Genomic DNA, 17,894 nt, shown 5'->3' with positions numbered 1-17,894 from the left:
TTTTCTCAGGGAGGGCTTCATGGAGGGCGCGAGCCTAGCAGACCGCCCGGGCAGTGTCTTCCCGACGGAGGGGCTCATGGCCGCTTGCGTCATGGCAAAGGTCTGGTATGATCGCCGGCTAAATTACGTGCGGTGTTCAACAATCGTGTTGAGCGGCGGCACGCCAGCCTGAGGAAGTCCCCATGAAAGCCGATATCCATCCAGTATACGTAGACATCGACGTTACCTGCAGCTGCGGTAACAAGTTCGTGACCCGTTCGACCCACGCCAAGGCTCTGCCGATCGACGTGTGCAACGAATGCCACCCGTTCTACACCGGTAAGCAGAAGACCCTGGACACCGGCGGCCGCGTTCAGAAGTTCGCCGACCGTTTCGGCATGTTCGGCGCTGTCAAAAAGGCCTGAGGCTGATCGCTCCGGGAAAAGCCGCTGGTTTTTCCCGGTCGATGAAAAAGGCGTCCCACGTGGACGCCTTTTTTGTGGGCGGCGTTTGTGTCGGCGGCCTTTGTATAAAAAATTGTAGACATTTTTCTGAATGATTGTGCACAGTCTTGACCCTTGTATTTCCTGGCTCTTGGGCCAAAGTAGTAGGGACAGGTGCTTGACACCTGTGACTGGTCAGTCTTGTGAGGACTTGGCGACACGAGTATCCTCGGCGGTCCGTCTGTCCCACAGTAAAAAGCGGAATGCCCACATGTCAGATTTGAAAACTGCCGCTCTCGAGTATCATGCCAATCCTCGTCCGGGGAAGCTGAGCGTCGAGCTCACCAAAGCCACCGCTACCGCCCGTGACCTGTCGCTGGCCTACAGCCCTGGCGTAGCCGAACCAGTACGCGAAATCGCCCGCGATCCTGAGCTGGCCTACAAGTACACTGGCAAGGGCAACCTGGTTGCAGTCATTTCCGATGGCACCGCGATTCTCGGCCTGGGTAACCTCGGCCCATTGGCGTCCAAGCCGGTCATGGAAGGCAAGGGCGTGCTGTTCAAGCGCTTCGCCGGTATCGACGTGTTCGACATCGAAGTCGACTCGGAAAGCCCGCAAGCCTTCATCGACACCGTCAAGCGTATCTCCATCACCTTCGGTGGCATCAACCTGGAAGACATCAAGGCGCCTGAGTGCTTTGAAATCGAACGTGCTCTGATCGAGCAGTGCGATATCCCGGTGTTCCACGATGACCAGCACGGCACCGCGATCGTTACCGCGGCCGGCATGATCAATGCTCTGGAAATCGCCGGCAAGACCCTGCCGGAAGCCAAGATCGTCTGCCTGGGCGCCGGCGCTGCCGCGATCTCCTGCATGAAATTGCTGGTGAGCATGGGCGCCAAGATCGAAAACATCTTCATGGTTGACCGTACTGGCGTGATCCACGCCGGCCGTGACGACCTGAACCAGTACAAGGCGGTGTTCGCCCACGCGACCGACAAGCGCACCCTGGCTGACGCGCTGAAGGGCGCTGACGTGTTCGTCGGCCTGTCCGGCCCGAACCTGCTGGACGCTGAAGGCCTGCTGTCGATGGCGGCCAACCCGATCGTGTTCGCCTGCTCGAACCCGGATCCGGAAATCTCGCCAGAGCTGGCTCACGCCACTCGCAGCGACGTGATCATGGCCACCGGTCGTTCGGACTACCCGAACCAGGTCAACAACGTCCTTGGCTTCCCGTTCATCTTCCGTGGCGCCCTGGACGTTCGTGCCAAGCGCATCAACGAAGAGATGAAAGTGGCCGCGGCCAATGCCCTGCGCGAACTGGCCAAGCTGCCGGTGCCTCAGGAAGTGAGCGACGCCTACGGTGGTATCAAGCTGGAATTCGGTCGTGAGTACATCATTCCGAAGCCAATGGATGCCCGTCTGATCACCGTGATCTCCGATGCCGTGGCCAAGGCCGCAATCGAGACCGGCGTGGCGACCCTGCCGTATCCGAAGCACTACCCGCTGAAAAGCGTGGATGACGTGTTCAACGGCTAAGCCGTTGTAGCGTCAAACAAAAAGCCCCGGCTCGAATGAGTCGGGGCTTTTTTGTGGCTGCCGTTTGAGGGGCAAATCAGTGAGGCTGGACGCGATCTCCTGTAGGAGCCGGCTTGCTGGCGATGGCGTCCGCATGAGCGGTGCATGGCTCGGAGGCCTCATCGCTGGCAAGCCAGCTCCTACAGAGAGGGCGTGATGACCCTCTCGGATCAGAACAGGTCGATCGGTGCCGCCTCGTCTGCCGGCAGCGGGCTGCCCGGGGCGTTGCCGCCATTGCCGATTTCGTTGACCGACGGCGGCGTGTCTTCGCTCTTGAACAGTTCGAAGTAGGCGTTCGGCGTGCCCGGTGTCGCCGCACGGCCGCTCACCGGATCCACCCGCAGGCTGAGGATGCCTTCCGGCTCCGCCTGGGTGTGGAGCGGTCGGCCCTTGAGCGCGGCGCCCATGTAGTCCATCCAGATCGGCAGCGCCACCGTGCCGCCGAACTCGCGGCGACCCAGGCTTTCGGGTTGGTCGAAGCCGGTCCAGACGGTGGTGATGTAGTCGGAGTTGTAGCCGGTGAACCAGGCATCCTTGGATTCGTTGGTGGTACCGGTCTTGCCCGCCAGGTCGCCACGACCCAGTGCCAGTGCGCGACGCCCGGTGCCGAGCTTGATCACGTCTTCGAGCATGCTGTTGAGGATGAAGGTGGTCCGTCCGTCGATGATCCGTTCGGCCACCGCCGGTGCCTGGGCTGCCGGCGCAGGTGCTTCGCTGGTGTTGTTGACGGTGAAGGCTGGCTGGCTCGGTACCGCGATGCCGCTGCTGGCCGCCGCGCCCGTCGGCACGCTCGGTGGGTTGGCGACGAACAGGGTGTCGCCATTACGGCTTTCGATCTTGTCGATCAGGTACGGCGCGATCTTGTAGCCGCCGTTGGCGAAGGTGCTCCAGCCAGTGGCAATCTCCATCGGCGTGAGGGTCGCGGTGCCCAGGGCCAGGGACAGGTTGCGCGGCAGGTCCTGCTTGTTGAAGCCGAACTTGGCGATGTAGTCGATGGTCTTGTCGACGCCCAGGCTTTGCAGCAGGCGAATCGAAACCAGGTTGCGCGACTTGTACAGCGCCTCGCGCATGCGGATCGGGCCGAGGAAGGTGTTGGTGTCGTTTTTCGGCCGCCAGACCTTGTCCAGGTATTCGTCGACGAACACGATCGGTGCGTCGTTCACCAGGCTGGCCGGGGTATAGCCGTTATCCAGGGCGGCGCTGTAGATGAACGGCTTGAAGCTCGAACCCGGCTGGCGCTTGGCCTGCGTGGCACGGTTGTAGTTGCTCTGCTCGAAGGCGAAACCACCGACCAGGGCGCGAATCGCACCGTTTTGCGGGTCGAGCGAGACCAGCGCACTCTGGGCCGCCGGTATCTGGCTGAACTTCAGGCTGTTGTCGGCCTGGCGCTGTACGCGGATCAGGTCGCCGACCTGGGCCACGTCGGCCGGTTGCTTGGGCGCGGCACCGAGGCTGTTGGTGTTGAGGTACGGACGCGCCCATTTCATGCTGTCCCAGCCGACGATTTCCGGACCGTTGCGGGTCAGCACGTGCAGGCTGGTCTTGTCCACCTGGGTGACGATGGCCGGGTCCAGGCCGCTGATGGTGCGCTGCTTGCCCAGCTCCGCGATCCAGGCGTCGCGGGTCTTGCCCGGCAGGCGCGATTCCGGCCCACGGTAGCCGTGGCGCTGGTCATAGGTGATCAGGCCTTCCTCGACCGCGTGGTTGGCCAGTTCCTGAAGGTTGCTCGGCACGGTGGTGGTGACGCGGAAGCCTTCGGTGTAGGCGTCGCTGCCATAGCGACCGACCATTTCCGCGCGAGCCATTTCGGCGATGTACGGCGCGTTCACTTCCGGCGTCGGCACGTGGTAGCTGGCGTTGATCGGCTCGACGATGGCGGCCTGGTAGGCGGCTTCATCGATCTTGCCCAATTTGTACATGCGGCCCAGGATCCAGTCGCGGCGCTCCTTGGCGCGCACCGGGTTGGCCAGCGGGTTGAAGCGCGACGGGGCCTTCGGCAGGCCGGCGATCATGGCCATCTGGGCCAGGGTGATGTCGCGGATCGACTTGCCGTAATAAACCTGTGACGCCGCTTCGATACCATAGGCACGGTTGCCCAGGTAGATCTTGTTCACGTACAGCTCGAGGATCTCGTCCTTGGTCAGCTGGCGCTCGATCTGCAGGGCGAGAAGGATTTCGTTGGTCTTGCGCGAGAAGCTGCGCTCGCTGGACAGGAAGAAGTTCTTCGCCACCTGCATGGTGATGGTACTGCCGCCGGACTGGATGTGCCCGCTCTTGACCAGCTGGGTCGCGGCGCGCATCAGGCTGCTGGGGTCGACGCCATAGTGGTTGGCGAAGTTGTCATCCTCGGCGCTCAGCAAGGCGTTGATGAAGTTCGGCGGAATGTCGACGAAACGCAGGGGCGAACGGCGCATTTCGCCGAACTCGGCGATCAGCTTGCCATCGCTGGTGTAGACCCTGAGCGGAATCTGCAACTGTATGCTGCGCAAAGTCTCGACGGACGGCAGGCCCGGACTAAGATAAAGAAATGCGCCGCTCAAGACGAGCAGCAGCCCGCAGAACACAGCGACGAAAGACCACCCGAAAAACTTCAGCAGACGAATCAAGGCTTGTGGATTTCCAGATAAAAGAATGAGTTAGGCGTCAGGCTAAATTCGCAGCAAGCGCAGGTTCCGCGATTCGGACAAAAACGCTGGGCATTATAAGCATTTTTGGGCGTGAGCGTCATTTGCGCTTATGTCAAGACTGCTATTAAATGCCCTTGATCATAAAGGGTCCGTAAGTCGCGGATAGTAAAAGGGAATCGGTAGTGCTTGGACTCTTTGGCAAAAAAGCGCATTCGCTCCTGGGGATAGACATCAGTTCCACCTCGGTAAAACTCCTCGAATTGAGCCGTTCCGGCCATCGCTATCGAGTCGAGTCCTATGCCGTGGAACCGCTGCCGGCCAATGCCGTGGTCGAAAAGAACATCGCCGAGCTCGAAGGCGTCGGGCAGGCCCTTGCGCGGGTGCTGCTAAAGGCCAAGACCAGTGTGCGCGGCGTGGCGGTGGCGGTGGCCGGTTCCGCGGTGATCACCAAGACCATCGAGATGGATGCCGGGCTTTCCGATGACGAAATGGAAAACCAGCTGAAGATCGAGGCCGACCAGTATATTCCCTATCCCCTGGAAGAAGTGGCCATCGATTTCGAGATCCAGGGTTATTCGGCGCGCAATCCCGAGCGTGTCGAAGTGCTGCTTGCCGCCTGTCGGAAAGAAAACGTCGAGGTCCGCGAAGCGGCCCTGGCCCTGGCCGGCCTCGAAGCCCAGGTGGTCGATGTCGAGGCCTACGCCCTGGAGCGCTCCTTCGGCCTGCTCGCCGCGCAGTTGGCCAGCGACTACGAGAAATTGACGGTGGCGGTGGTGGACATTGGCGCCACCATGACCACCCTCAGCGTCCTGCATAACGGCCGGATCATCTACACCCGCGAACAATTGTTCGGCGGTCGCCAGCTCACCGAGGAAATCCAGCGGCGCTACGGCCTGTCCAACGAAGAGGCGGGGCTGGCGAAGAAGCAGGGCGGCCTGCCGGACGACTATATCGCCGAGGTCCTGCAACCGTTCAAGGACGCCGTGGTCCAGCAGGTGTCCCGTTCCCTGCAGTTCTTCTTTGCCTCCGGACAGTACAACGATGTCGACTACATCCTGCTCGCCGGCGGCACGGCGTCCATTGCCGGGCTCGATCACCTGATCCAGCAGCGGCTCGGCACGCCCACCCTGGTGGCCAACCCCTTCGCCGACATGGCCTTGAGCAGCAAGGTCAACGCTGGAGCCCTGGCCAGCGATGCGCCGGCCCTGATGATCGCCTGCGGTCTGGCCTTGAGGAGTTTCGACTGATATGGCGCGCATCAACCTTCTGCCCTGGCGCGAACAGCTGCGCGAAGAGCGTCGCAAGCGTTTCCTGACGGCCCTGGTCGGCGTGCTGGTGGTGGCGGTCGGCGTGGTCCTGCTGACGGACCGCTACTTCAGCGGCGCCGTCGACCGGCAGGTCGCCCGCAATGCCTACCTGAACAAGGAAATCGCCCAGCTCGACAGTCGGATCAAGCAGATCAGCGAACTCAAGGCGCGTCGCCAGCAACTGATCGAGCGCATGAAGATCATCCAGGACCTGCAGGGCAACCGCTCCATCAGTGGGCGGATCTTCGATCAACTGGTCCGGACCCTGCCGGACGGCGTGTATTTCACCGATGTGAAGATGACTGACAAGACCATCGCGATCAGCGGTGCGGCCGAGTCCAACAACCGGGTTTCGGATCTGATGCGCAATCTCGAAGCCTCCGATTGGCTTACCGGCCCCACGTTGACCGAGGTCAAGGCGACCACCGCCGGCGCGGTGGACCAGGCCAATACGTTCCAGTTGAGCGTGCGCCAGACCCAGCCGAAGTCTGAGGGGGCGGCCAAATGAATGTTTCCACCTGGATGGAAAGCCTGCGCAAGATCGACCTTGCCGACCTCGACATGCAGAACATCGGCTCCTGGCCGGTGGTGGTCAAGGTGGCGAGCGGCGTACTGACCGCGATCCTGGTCCTGGCCCTGGGGTACAACTTCTATATCAAGGACCTGACCGATCAACTGGATCAGCAGCGCGGGGTGGAAGTGACCCTCAAGGAGCAGTTCGCCACCAAGGCGCACCTGGCCGCCAACCTCGAAGCCTATACCCGGCAGATGCAGGAGATGGAGGACTCGTTCGGCGCCTTGCTCAAGCAGTTGCCGAGCGACACTGAAGTGCCGGGACTGCTGGAAGACATCACGCGCACAGGCTTGGGCAGCGGGCTGGAGTTCGAGGAGATCAAGCTCTTGCCCGAAGTCACGCAGCAGTTCTATATCGAGTTGCCGATCCAGATCACCGTGACCGGTGCCTATCACGACCTGGCCACCTTCGTCAGTGGCGTGGCCGCCCTGCCACGGATCGTGACCCTGCATGATTTCGAGATCAAGCCGATTACCCCGTCCCCGTCCGGCGGCAACAAGTTGCGCATGAGCATTCTGGCCAAGACCTATCGCTACAACGACAAGGGGCTGCAGAAATGAGCCGCTTGCAAGCGATCTGTGTGGCCCTGCTGGCGCTGATGCTGGGTGGTTGCGGCAACGGCAACGACTTCAACGACCTGGATGCGTATATGAAAGAGGTGCGGGCGCGTCCGGCGGGCAGTATCGAGCCGACGCCGAAGTTTCGCGCCTACGAGACGTTCACCTACAGTGCCGCCGCGCTGCGCAGCCCGTTCCAGCCGCCGATGAAGATCGACCTGGTCAATCGCCAGAAAGGCTCCCACGAGGTCAAGCCTGATCCGAATCGGACCAAGCAGTTCCTCGAGGGCTTCAACATCGAGCAGTTCGAGATGGTCGGCACGCTATCCAATGCCAGCGGCACCTTTGCCTTGTTGCGTGGGGCCGGTGGTGTTCATCGATTGAAAGTGGGCGACTACCTGGGACGCAATGATGGCCGTATCGTGGCCATCACCGACTCCCAGGTCGAGGTGATCGAGATCGTTCCGGATGGCGAAGGCGCCTGGCTGGAACGACCGCGCACCATCCCTTTGAAAGAGCACTCATAGTGGAATTCGATATGAACAGGATCATCTCATCCCTCGGCATTTCGCTATGGATAGCGCTGGTATCGCCGATGGTGTTGGCGGCCAACCTGAAAACCCTGGATGTGGCGGCGTTGCCCGGGGATCGGGTGGAGCTGAAGCTGGGCTTCGACAGCCCGCCCAGCGCGCCCCACGGCTACACCACCGACCAGCCAGCGCGTATCGCCCTGGACCTGGCCGGTGTCTCCAGCCAGTTGGCCAACAAGACCCGCGACCTGGGGGTGGGCAATGCGCGCAGCGTCACCGTGGTCGAGGCCAAGGACCGCACGCGGCTGATCATCAACCTGACCAAGCCTGCGCCCTATAGCACGCGTATCGAAGGCAGCAACCTGTTCGTGGTGGTGGGGCAGGGTACGGGTGCCCCGGCAGCAGCCAGCGTGCCAAGGCCCGCGGCGGCGGTGGCGCTGCCGGCGCGGACGGCGCCCAGACCCTATGCGGCGGTGGGCCGGGCGATCCGTAATGTCGACTTCCAGCGTGGCGAGCAGGGTGAGGGCAATGTGATCATCGAGCTGTCCGATCCGTCCATCAGCCCGGATATCCAGGAACGTGGCGGCAAGATCAGCGTGGACTTCGCCAAGACCCAACTGCCCGATCCGCTGCGGGTTCGCCTGGACGTGAAGGACTTCGCCACGCCGGTGCAGTTCGTCAACGCCAGTGCCGCCGCCGACAAGGCGAGCATTTCCATCGAACCCAGCGGTGCCTTCGATTACTCGACGTACCAGACCGACAACAAGCTGACCATCAGCGTGCGCCCGCTCACCGCCGACGATGTGCAGCGGCGTAACACCGAGCGTTTCGTCTACAGCGGCGAAAAGCTCTCGCTGAACTTCCAGGACATCGACGTGCGTTCGGTGCTGCAACTGATCGCCGACTTCACCAACCTCAACCTGGTGGCCAGTGACACGGTGCAGGGCGGCATCACCCTGCGCCTGCAGAATGTGCCCTGGGACCAGGCGCTGGACCTGGTGCTGAAAACCAAGGGCCTGGACAAGCGCAAGATCGGCAACGTGCTGCTGGTGGCCCCGGCGGACGAGATCGCCGCCCGCGAGCGCCAGGAACTGGAGTCTCAGAAGCAGATCGCCGAGCTCGCCCCGTTGCGCCGTGAGCTGTTGCAGGTCAACTACGCGAAAGCGGCGGATATCGCCAAGTTGTTCCAGTCGGTGACCAGCGCCGAATCCAAGGCCGACGAGCGTGGCTCGATCACCGTGGATGAGCGCACCAACAACATCATCGCCTACCAGACCCAGGATCGTCTCGACGAGCTGCGGCGCATCGTTGCCCAGCTGGACATTCCGGTACGCCAGGTGATGATCGAGGCGCGTATCGTCGAAGCCAACGTCGGCTATGACAAGCAGCTCGGCGCCCGCTGGGGCGGCAAGATCAGCGGCGGCAACTGGAATACCTCGGGTGGCTCGCCGACCCTCTCCAAGCTGACCGGCCAGAGCAGCAGCACGCCGTTCGTCGACCTCGGGGCGACCACCGCTACCTCCGGGATCGGCATCGGCTTCGTGACCAACAACACGACCCTGGACCTGGAGCTCAGTGCCATGGAAAAAACCGGTAACGGCGAAGTGGTTTCCCAGCCCAAGGTGGTCACTTCCGATAAGGAAACCGCCAAGATCCTCAAGGGCACCGAGATTCCGTACCAGGAATCCAGTTCCAGCGGCGCGACCTCGGTGGCCTTCAAGGAAGCCTCGTTGTCCCTGGAAGTGACCCCGCAGATCACCCCGGACAACCGGATCATCATGGAAGTGAAGGTGACCAAGGATGAGCCGGACTACCAGAACGTGCTGAACAACGTGCCGCCGATCAAGAAGAACCAGGTCAACGCCAAGGTCCTGGTCAACGACGGCGAAACCGTGGTGATTGGCGGCGTGTTCTCCAATACCCAGAGCAAAACCGAAGAGAAGGTGCCATTTCTCGGCGATGTGCCGTATGTTGGCCGTCTTTTCCGTCGAGACATTGTCTCGGAAGCAAAATCCGAGCTGCTGGTATTCCTGACTCCGCGTATCATGAATAACCAGGCGATTGCTGTGAGTCGTTGATTCTGTGCGAAATTTGATTCTTGTAGGGCCTATGGGGGCTGGAAAGAGCACCATAGGCCGTTTGCTGGCCAAAGAGCTGCGCCTGCCTTTCAAAGATTCCGACAAGGAAATTGAACTGCGTACCGGCGCGAATATCCCGTGGATCTTCGACAAGGAAGGCGAACCGGGGTTTCGCGACCGCGAACAGGCGATGATTGCCGAGCTGTGCGCGTCTGACGGCGTGGTGCTGGCCACCGGCGGCGGCGCGGTCATGCGCGACGAAAACCGCCAGGCCCTGCACGCCGGTGGCCGGGTGGTCTACCTGCATGCTTCGGTGGAGCAGCAGGTGGGGCGCACGGCGCGTGATCGCAACCGACCGTTGCTGCGTACTGCCGACCCGGCCAAGACCCTTCGTGACCTGCTGGCGATCCGTGATCCGCTGTATCGGGAAATCGCCGATCTGGTGATAGAAACCGATGAGCGACCGCCGCGCATGGTGGTGCTGGACATCCTTGAACGCTTGCAGCAGCTGCCTCCCCGTTAAAGCGTGGGAGGAAATGCGCTATTCTCGACCACCGCCATGCTCGGGGTCGTTCATGGCTCAAAGCCATCGGGCCGCGTCCACACCAGGCGCCGCCGACAATCGTTAATCCTGAGACTGGACGGGCGCGTCCATCTTCACTGTGGGGACACATGCAGACACTTAAGGTCGATCTTGGCGAGCGTAGCTACCCGATTCACATTGGCGAAGGACTGCTGGACCAGCCCGGGCTGCTGACGCCGCACATTGCCGGTCGGCAGGTTGCCATTATCTCCAATGCAACCGTCGCTCCGCTCTACCTCGAGCGCCTGACCCGCAGTCTGTCGGCCTATTCCGTGATCTCGGTGGTGTTGCCCGACGGCGAGGCCTTCAAGACCTGGGAGACCCTGCAACAGATTTTCGACGGCCTGCTGACGGCCCGCCATGACCGCCGCACCACCGTGATCGCCCTGGGCGGCGGGGTGATCGGCGACATGGCCGGCTTTGCGGCGGCCTGCTACCAGCGCGGCGTGGACTTCATCCAGGTGCCGACCACCCTGTTGTCCCAGGTCGACTCGTCGGTGGGCGGCAAGACCGGGATCAACCATCCGCTGGGCAAGAACATGATCGGCGCCTTCTACCAGCCCAATGTGGTGCTGATCGATACCACGACCCTGAACACGCTGCCGGCCCGCGAGCTGTCGGCGGGTCTGGCGGAAGTGATCAAGTACGGCCTGATCTGCGACGAACCCTTCCTGACCTGGCTCGAAGCCCATGTCGACCAGTTGCGCGCCCTGGACCAGGGCGCCCTGACCGTCGCCATCGAGCGCTCCTGCGCGGCCAAGGCCGCCGTTGTCGGTGCCGATGAGCGCGAGTCCGGCGTGCGGGCCACGCTCAACCTCGGGCACACCTTTGGCCACGCCATCGAAACCCACATGGGCTATGGTGTCTGGCTGCACGGCGAAGCCGTGGCGGCGGGAACCGTGATGGCGCTGGAAATGTCCACGCGCCTGGGCTGGATCAGTGCCCAGGAGCGTGATCGCGGTATTCGTCTGTTCCAGCGTGCCGGCTTGCCGGTCATTCCGCCGGAGGAAATGACCGAAGCCGATTTTCTCGAACACATGGCAATTGACAAGAAAGTGATCGACGGTCGCCTGCGCCTGGTGCTGTTGCGCCGAATGGGCGAAGCCGTGGTGACCGACGATTATCCGAAAGAAGTTCTACAGGCCACGCTGGGGGCGGACTACCGCGCTCTGGCTCAGCTTAAAGGTTGATAGGATTCCGATGACCAGTTTGCATGCCGACGAGGCTTTCCTCGGCCATTACCAGTTAAGTCACGACCCTTTCGCTCCCCGGGTGCCTGGCTTCAAGTTCTTCCCCGCCCAGCGCAAGCCGGTGCTCGGGCAATTGCACCACCTGGCCCGTTACAGCCAGTTGCTGCTGGTGGTCACCGGTCCGCAGGGCAGTGGCAAGACGCTGCTGCGCCAGGCGCTGGTGGCGAGCACCAACAAGCAGTCGGTGCAAAGCGTGGTGGTCTCCGCGCGCGGCGCCGGCGACGCGGCGGGTGTGCTACGGCAGATCGCCCAGGCGCTGAATGTCGCCCAGGCCGATATCCGCGAGATCCTCAACCAGGTGGTGCAACTGGCGCTGACCGGCCAGGAGGTCTACCTGCTGGTGGACGATGCCGAGTCGCTCGACGACTCCGCCATCGAGGCCCTGCTGGCCCTGGCGGCCGGCGCTCCGGAAGGTCGTCCCCATGTGTTCCTGTTCGGCGAATCGTCGCTGATCGCGGCGCTGGAGCAGCATGGCGCGGAGGAAGAACGCTTCCATGTGATCGAACTGCAGCCCTACACCGAAGAAGAAACACGTGAATACCTGGCGCAGCGTCTTGATGGCGCAGGTCAGGGAATCGAACTTTTTTCCGCTGAGCAGATCACTGAGATTCACGAAGGCGCCGAGGGTTGGCCTGGCAACATCAACCAGGTCGCCCGTGACGCCATGATCGAAGCCATGATCGCCAGCCGCTCCGCGGTGAAGCGTCCAAGTATGGGGTTCAAGATGCCTAAGAAGCAGGTATTGGCGTTGTCCGCCGTGGTAGTGGTCGCCGTCGCCGCGGCCTGGGTGATTCCGGGGCGCAACAAGGCGCCGTCGACTGCCGGCACAACCGCCAGCGAGCAGGCCCAATTGCCATTGGGGCAGGCACCGAAGCCGAACGCCTCGGGTAACCCGACGGTGGAATTCGCCGGTAATTCGCAACCGATGCCGCTACCGTTGGTCGGTCAGTCGCAGCCGGTGATGCGCGGTCCGCTGGCCGAAGCGGCTGGCGGCAGTGGCGGCCTCGAAGGCGATGATGGCGTTGCGCCGCCGGTTGATGGTGGTCCGGCCAAGCCACCGACCGTCACCACCATTGCGCCGCCTGTCGGCGTGCCAGCGGGCCCTACACCGACCCCGACGCCGACTCCGGTGCCCAAGCCGGCACCCGCCCCGGTGGCCGCTGCCAAACCGGCCCAGACCCCGGTTCCGGTGCCCAAGCCGGTCGCCAAGGCGCCGGAGAAGGTCGTCGAGAAGGCCGTTGAGAAACCGGCGGCGCCGGCCAAGGCCGTCGCGACCGCGACCGGTCACAGCTGGTACAGCGGCCAGGCGCCGGGCAACTACGTGGTGCAGATCCTCGGCACCAGCTCCGAGACCACCGCGCAGAATTTCGTCAAGGAGCAGGGCGGCGAGTACCGTTACTTCAAGAAAGTGCTCAACGGCAAGCCGCTTTACGTGATCACCTACGGCAGCTTCTCCAACCGCGATGCCGCCATCAACGCCATCAAGGCCTTGCCAGCGAAGGTTCAGGCTGGTAAACCTTGGCCTCGTACTGTCGCCAGCGTCCAACAGGACCTCGCTACAACTCGCTGAAGAATCGGCGGCCTTATCCAGGCCGCCCTCCCGGCACCTCAAAATTTCCGCAACGGCATGCTGCTTCCAAAGCCGCGTGCCTTGTGGTGTCTGCGTTAGAGTGGTTTTGAGTCGTCACGGTCAACATTCAAAAATATTTTGACTAGCACGAGATATCGCTTTAAACCTTTCATAAATGCGACATGAATTTTCGACATTTCGTCGTTAAATTTGTGGGGCGTCTATGTCGGTGTGTACAATGACCTCCCTTTTGCCCCTGCAAAGCCGGCGTACGTTCGGCGTGGATGGTAAGTGGTTGAATTGAAAAGAAATTTGCCTCGAAAAAGAGGCAGCCTGGTGAGAAAGTGTCTATGAAAGCAGGTCTGTACCAACCAGATGAATTCAAGGATAACTGTGGTTTCGGCCTGATTGCCCATATGCAGGGCGAACCCAGTCATCACCTGTTGCAGACGGCCATTGAGGCCCTGACCTGCATGACCCACCGCGGTGGGATCAACGCCGACGGCAAGACCGGCGACGGTTGCGGTCTTCTGATCCAGAAGCCGGACCAGTTCCTGCGTACTGTCGCCAAAGCGACATTCGGTAGCGATCTGCCCAAGCAATATGCGGTGGGCATGGTGTTCTTCAACCAGGACCCGGTCAAAGCCGAAGCCGCCCGCGAACACATGAATCGCGAAATCCTCGCCGCCGGCCTGCAACTGGTGGGCTGGCGCAAGGTGCCGATCGATACCAGCGTCCTCGGCCGCCTGGCCCTGGAGCGCCTGCCGCAGATCGAGCAGGTGTTCATCGGCGGCGAAGGCCTGAGTGACCAGGCCTTCGCCATCAAGCTGTTCAGTGCCCGTCGTCGCTCGTCGGTGGCCAATGCCGCCGACACCGATCACTACATCTGCAGCTTTTCCCACAAGACCATCATCTACAAAGGCCTGATGATGCCGGCGGACCTGACCGCCTTCTATCCGGACCTCAGCGACCCGAGCCTGAAAACCGCGATCTGCGTGTTCCACCAGCGCTTCTCCACCAACACCCTGCCGAAATGGCCGTTGGCGCAGCCGTTCCGCTTCCTGGCGCACAACGGCGAGATCAACACCATCACCGGCAACCGCAACTGGGCCCAGGCCCGGCGCACCAAGTTCGCCAACGACCTGATCCCCGATCTCGACGAGTTGGGCCCGCTGGTCAACCGTGTCGGTTCCGACTCCTCGAGCATGGACAACATGCTCGAACTGATGGTGACCGGCGGCATCGACCTGTTCCGTGGCGTGCGCATGCTGATTCCGCCGGCATGGCAGAACGTCGACACCATGGACGCCGACCTGCGTGCGTTCTACGAATACAACTCCATGCACATGGAGCCGTGGGACGGCCCGGCGGGCGTGGTGATGACCGAAGGTCGCCACGCGGTCTGCCTGCTCGACCGCAACGGCCTGCGTCCGGCCCGTTGGGTGACCACCAAGAACGGCTATATCACCCTGGCGTCGGAAATCGGCGTGTGGAACTACCAGCCGGAAGATGTCATCGCCAAGGGCCGGGTCGGTCCTGGGCAGATCTTTGCCGTGGACACCGAAACCGGCCAGATCCTCGACACCGATGCCATCGACAACCGCCTGAAGTCGCGTCACCCGTACAAGCAGTGGCTGCGCAAGAACGCCTTGCGCATCCAGGCGACCATGGAAGACAACGACCACGGTTCGTCGTTCTACAACGTCGAGCAACTCAAGCAGTACATGAAGATGTACCAGGTCACGTTCGAGGAGCGCGACCAGGTGCTGCGCCCATTGGGCGAGCAGGGCTACGAGGCGGTCGGCTCCATGGGCGACGACACGCCGATGGCGGTCCTGTCCCAGCGCGTGCGCACCCCGTACGACTATTTCCGCCAGCAGTTCGCCCAGGTGACCAACCCACCGATCGACCCGCTGCGTGAAGCCATCGTCATGTCGCTGGAGATCTGCCTCGGTGCCGAGCGCAACATCTTCGAAGAGTCGCCGGAGCACGCCTCGCGGGTGATCCTCAGCTCGCCGGTGATTTCCCCGGCCAAGTGGCGCTCGCTGATGAACCTCGAGCGTCCGGGCTTCGCCCGCCAGGTCATCGACCTGAACTATGACGAGAGCGTCGGGCTGGAAGCCGCGGTGCGCAACATCGCCGACCAGGCCGAGGAAGCCGCGCGCGCCGGACGGACCCAGATCGTCCTCAGCGACCGCCATATCGCCCCGGGCAAGCTGCCGGTGCACGCGTCCCTGGCGACCGGTGCGGTGCACCACCGCCTGACCGAGAAAGGCCTGCGCTGCGACAGCAACATCCTGGTGGAAACCGCGACCGCTCGCGACCCGCACCACTTTGCCGTACTGATCGGTTTCGGTGCGTCGGCGGTCTATCCGTTCCTGGCCTATGAAGTGCTGGGCGATCTGATCCGTACCGGCGAAGTGCTGGGCGATCTGTACGAAGTCTTCAAGAACTACCGCAAGGGCATCACCAAGGGCCTGCTGAAGATCCTCTCGAAAATGGGGATTTCCACCATCGCTTCCTATCGCGGTGCGCAACTGTTCGAAGCCATCGGCCTGTCCGAGGAAGTGGTCAACCTGAGCTTCCGCGGTGTGCCGAGCCGGATCAAGGGTGCGCGTTTCGTCGACCTCGAAGCCGAACAGAAACTGCTGGCCACCGAAGCCTGGAGCGCGCGCAAGCCGATCCAGCAGGGCGGCCTGCTGAAGTTCGTCTACGGCGGCGAATACCACGCCTACAACCCGGACGTGGTCAACACCCTGCAAGCCGCCGTGCAGCAGGGCGACTACGCCAAGTTCAAGGAATACACCGCGCTGGTGGACAACCGTCCGGTGTCGATGATCCGCGACCTGTTCCAGGTGAAAACCCTGGACACGCCGCTGGCGATCAGCGAAATCGAACCGCTGGAGTCGATCCTCAAGCGCTTCGACTCGGCGGGTATTTCCCTCGGCGCCTTGTCGCCGGAAGCCCACGAAGCCCTGGCCGAAGCCATGAACCGCCTGGGCGCGCGTTCCAACTCCGGCGAAGGCGGTGAAGATCCGGCCCGCTACGGCACCATCAAGAGCTCGAAAATCAAGCAGGTGGCCACCGGCCGTTTCGGCGTGACGCCGGAATACCTGGTCAACGCCGAAGTGCTGCAGATCAAGGTGGCCCAGGGCGCCAAGCCCGGCGAAGGCGGCCAGCTGCCCGGCGGCAAGGTCAACGGCCTGATCGCCAAGCTGCGCTATGCGGTACCGGGCGTGACCCTGATCTCGCCACCGCCGCACCACGACATCTACTCTATTGAGGACTTGTCGCAGCTGATCTTCGACCTGAAACAGGTCAACCCACAGGCGCTGGTTTCGGTGAAGCTGGTGGCGGAAGCCGGGGTCGGCACCATCGCCGCCGGCGTGGCGAAAGCCTACGCCGACCTGATCACCATTTCCGGCTATGACGGCGGCACTGGTGCATCACCGCTGACCTCGATCAAGTACGCCGGTGCTCCGTGGGAGCTCGGCCTGGCCGAAACCCACCAGACCCTGCGCGGCAACGACCTACGCGGCAAGGTCCGGGTGCAGACCGACGGCGGCCTGAAAACCGGCCTCGACGTGATCAAGGCGGCCATCCTCGGCGCCGAGAGCTTCGGCTTCGGCACCGCGCCGATGATCGCCCTGGGCTGCAAGTACCTGCGCATCTGCCACCTGAACAACTGCGCCACCGGCGTCGCGACCCAGAACGAGAAGCTGCGCAAGGATCACTACATCGGGACCGTCGACATGGTGGTGAACTTCTTCACCTACGTCGCCGAGGAAACCCGTGAGTGGCTGGCCAAGCTCGGCGTGCGCAGCCTCGAGGAACTGATCGGGCGTACCGACCTGCTGCAAGTCCTCGAAGGCGAAACCGCCAAGCAGAATCACCTGGACCTGACGCCGCTGTTGGGCAGCGATCACATCCCGGCGGACAAGCCGCAGTTCTGCCAGGTCGACCGCAACCCGCCATTCGACCAGGGCCTGCTGGCCGAGAAGATGGTCGAGATGGCCCGGCCGGCGATCAACGACCTCAGTGGCGCGGAGTTCGCCCTGGATATCTGCAACTGCGACCGCTCCATCGGCGCGCGGATCTCCGGTGAAATCGCCCGTGTCCACGGCAACCAGGGCATGGCGAAAGCGCCGATCACCTTCCGCTTCAAGGGCACCGCCGGCCAGAGCTTCGGCGTCTGGAACGCCGGTGGCCTGAACCTGTACCTGGAAGGCGATGCCAACGACTACGTGGGCAAGGGCATGACCGGCGGCAAGCTGGTCATCGTTCCGCCCAAGGGCAGCGCCTACAAGACCCAGGACAGTGCCATTATCGGCAACACCTGCCTGTACGGCGCCACCGGCGGCAAGCTGTTCGCCGCCGGCACCGCGGGCGAGCGTTTCGCCGTGCGTAACTCCGGCGCCCACACCGTGGTGGAGGGCACCGGCGATCACTGCTGCGAGTACATGACCGGCGGTTTCGTCTGTGTACTGGGCAAGACCGGGTACAACTTCGGTTCGGGCATGACCGGCGGTTTCGCCTACGTGCTGGACCAGGACAATACCTTTGTCGACAAGGTGAACCACGAGTTGGTGGAGATCCAGCGGATCAGCGGCGAAGCGATGGAAGCCTATCGCAGCCACCTGCAACGCGTGCTGGACGAGTACGTCGAGGAGACCGACAGCGAGTGGGGTCGTAACCTCGCCGAGAACCTGGACGACTATCTGCGTCGGTTCTGGTTGGTCAAGCCCAAGGCGGCCAGCTTGAAATCGTTGCTTTCCAGCACCCGTGCCAACCCGCAGTGATGCGCCTGAAGAGTTTGA

At 62.5% G+C, this 17,894-nt stretch carries 12 protein-coding genes; 11 read left to right on the top strand and 1 reads right to left on the bottom strand.

Translation table 11 applies throughout. The annotated features are described in order from the left end of the window. Positions 1 to 182: 182 nt before the first annotated feature. Both rpmE and NUH87_RS15250 read left to right on the top strand, forming a co-directional pair. Positions 183 to 404: a 50S ribosomal protein L31 gene (rpmE, locus tag NUH87_RS15255; RefSeq protein WP_040063659.1), complete on the top strand. Its 222-nt coding sequence runs from the start codon at positions 183 to 185 to the stop codon at positions 402 to 404. A gap of 289 nt (positions 405 to 693) precedes the next feature. Further along, positions 694 to 1,962 carry a malic enzyme-like NAD(P)-binding protein gene (locus tag NUH87_RS15250; RefSeq protein WP_338526710.1) on the top strand — a complete coding sequence of 423 codons (1,269 nt, stop codon included), beginning with the start codon at positions 694 to 696 and terminating at the stop codon, positions 1,960 to 1,962. Positions 1,963 to 2,171: 209 nt separating this feature from the next. On the opposite strand, the gene NUH87_RS15245 is transcribed toward NUH87_RS15250, so the two are convergent. Beyond that, positions 2,172 to 4,604 carry a penicillin-binding protein 1A gene (locus tag NUH87_RS15245; RefSeq protein ID WP_422393944.1) on the bottom strand — a complete coding sequence of 811 codons (2,433 nt, stop codon included), beginning with the start codon at positions 4,602 to 4,604 and terminating at the stop codon, positions 2,172 to 2,174. 206 nt (positions 4,605 to 4,810) lie between these two features. Between NUH87_RS15245 and NUH87_RS15240 the strand changes: the two genes are divergently transcribed. From NUH87_RS15240 to gltB, 9 genes are all read left to right on the top strand, one after another. Beyond that, on the top strand, positions 4,811 to 5,875 hold the full coding sequence (locus NUH87_RS15240) for a pilus assembly protein PilM (RefSeq protein WP_040063666.1): 1,065 nt from the start codon (positions 4,811 to 4,813) through the stop codon (positions 5,873 to 5,875). Position 5,876: 1 nt separating this feature from the next. Then, entirely contained in the window at positions 5,877 to 6,443 is a 567-nt protein-coding gene (locus NUH87_RS15235; RefSeq protein WP_338526705.1) for a PilN domain-containing protein, read from the top strand. Continuing rightward, on the top strand, positions 6,440 to 7,069 hold the full coding sequence (pilO, locus tag NUH87_RS15230; protein WP_338526704.1) for a type 4a pilus biogenesis protein PilO: 630 nt from the start codon (positions 6,440 to 6,442) through the stop codon (positions 7,067 to 7,069). Before NUH87_RS15235 ends, pilO begins: the two co-directional genes overlap by 4 nt. Then, positions 7,066 to 7,593 (top strand): pilus assembly protein PilP, encoded by a 528-nt coding sequence (locus tag NUH87_RS15225; RefSeq protein WP_338526702.1) that lies wholly within the window; start codon positions 7,066 to 7,068, stop codon positions 7,591 to 7,593. The genes pilO and NUH87_RS15225 overlap by 4 nt, the downstream gene beginning before the upstream one ends. An 11-nt stretch (positions 7,594 to 7,604) precedes the next feature. Beyond that, on the top strand, positions 7,605 to 9,674 hold the full coding sequence (pilQ, locus tag NUH87_RS15220) for a type IV pilus secretin PilQ (protein ID WP_338526701.1): 2,070 nt from the start codon (positions 7,605 to 7,607) through the stop codon (positions 9,672 to 9,674). 4 nt (positions 9,675 to 9,678) lie between these two features. Continuing rightward, on the top strand, positions 9,679 to 10,197 hold the full coding sequence (aroK, locus tag NUH87_RS15215; RefSeq protein ID WP_040063672.1) for a shikimate kinase AroK: 519 nt from the start codon (positions 9,679 to 9,681) through the stop codon (positions 10,195 to 10,197). Positions 10,198 to 10,346: 149 nt separating this feature from the next. Next, a complete protein-coding gene (aroB, locus tag NUH87_RS15210; protein WP_338526699.1) occupies positions 10,347 to 11,447 on the top strand; it encodes a 3-dehydroquinate synthase in 1,101 nt (366 codons plus the stop codon). 10 nt (positions 11,448 to 11,457) lie between these two features. Further along, complete coding sequence (locus NUH87_RS15205) at positions 11,458 to 13,077, top strand: AAA family ATPase (protein ID WP_338526698.1); 1,620 nt, start codon at positions 11,458 to 11,460, stop codon at positions 13,075 to 13,077. Positions 13,078 to 13,427: 350 nt separating this feature from the next. Further along, positions 13,428 to 17,876: a glutamate synthase large subunit gene (gltB, locus tag NUH87_RS15200; protein ID WP_338526696.1), complete on the top strand. Its 4,449-nt coding sequence runs from the start codon at positions 13,428 to 13,430 to the stop codon at positions 17,874 to 17,876. Positions 17,877 to 17,894: the final 18 nt, after the last annotated feature.

Origin of the sequence: Pseudomonas batumici, from assembly GCF_036585405.1 — a bacterium.
Classification (GTDB): domain Bacteria; phylum Pseudomonadota; class Gammaproteobacteria; order Pseudomonadales; family Pseudomonadaceae; genus Aquipseudomonas; species Aquipseudomonas batumici.
The sequence above is the reverse complement of the archived record's forward strand: the minus strand, read 5'-3'. Positions and strand labels throughout refer to the sequence as shown.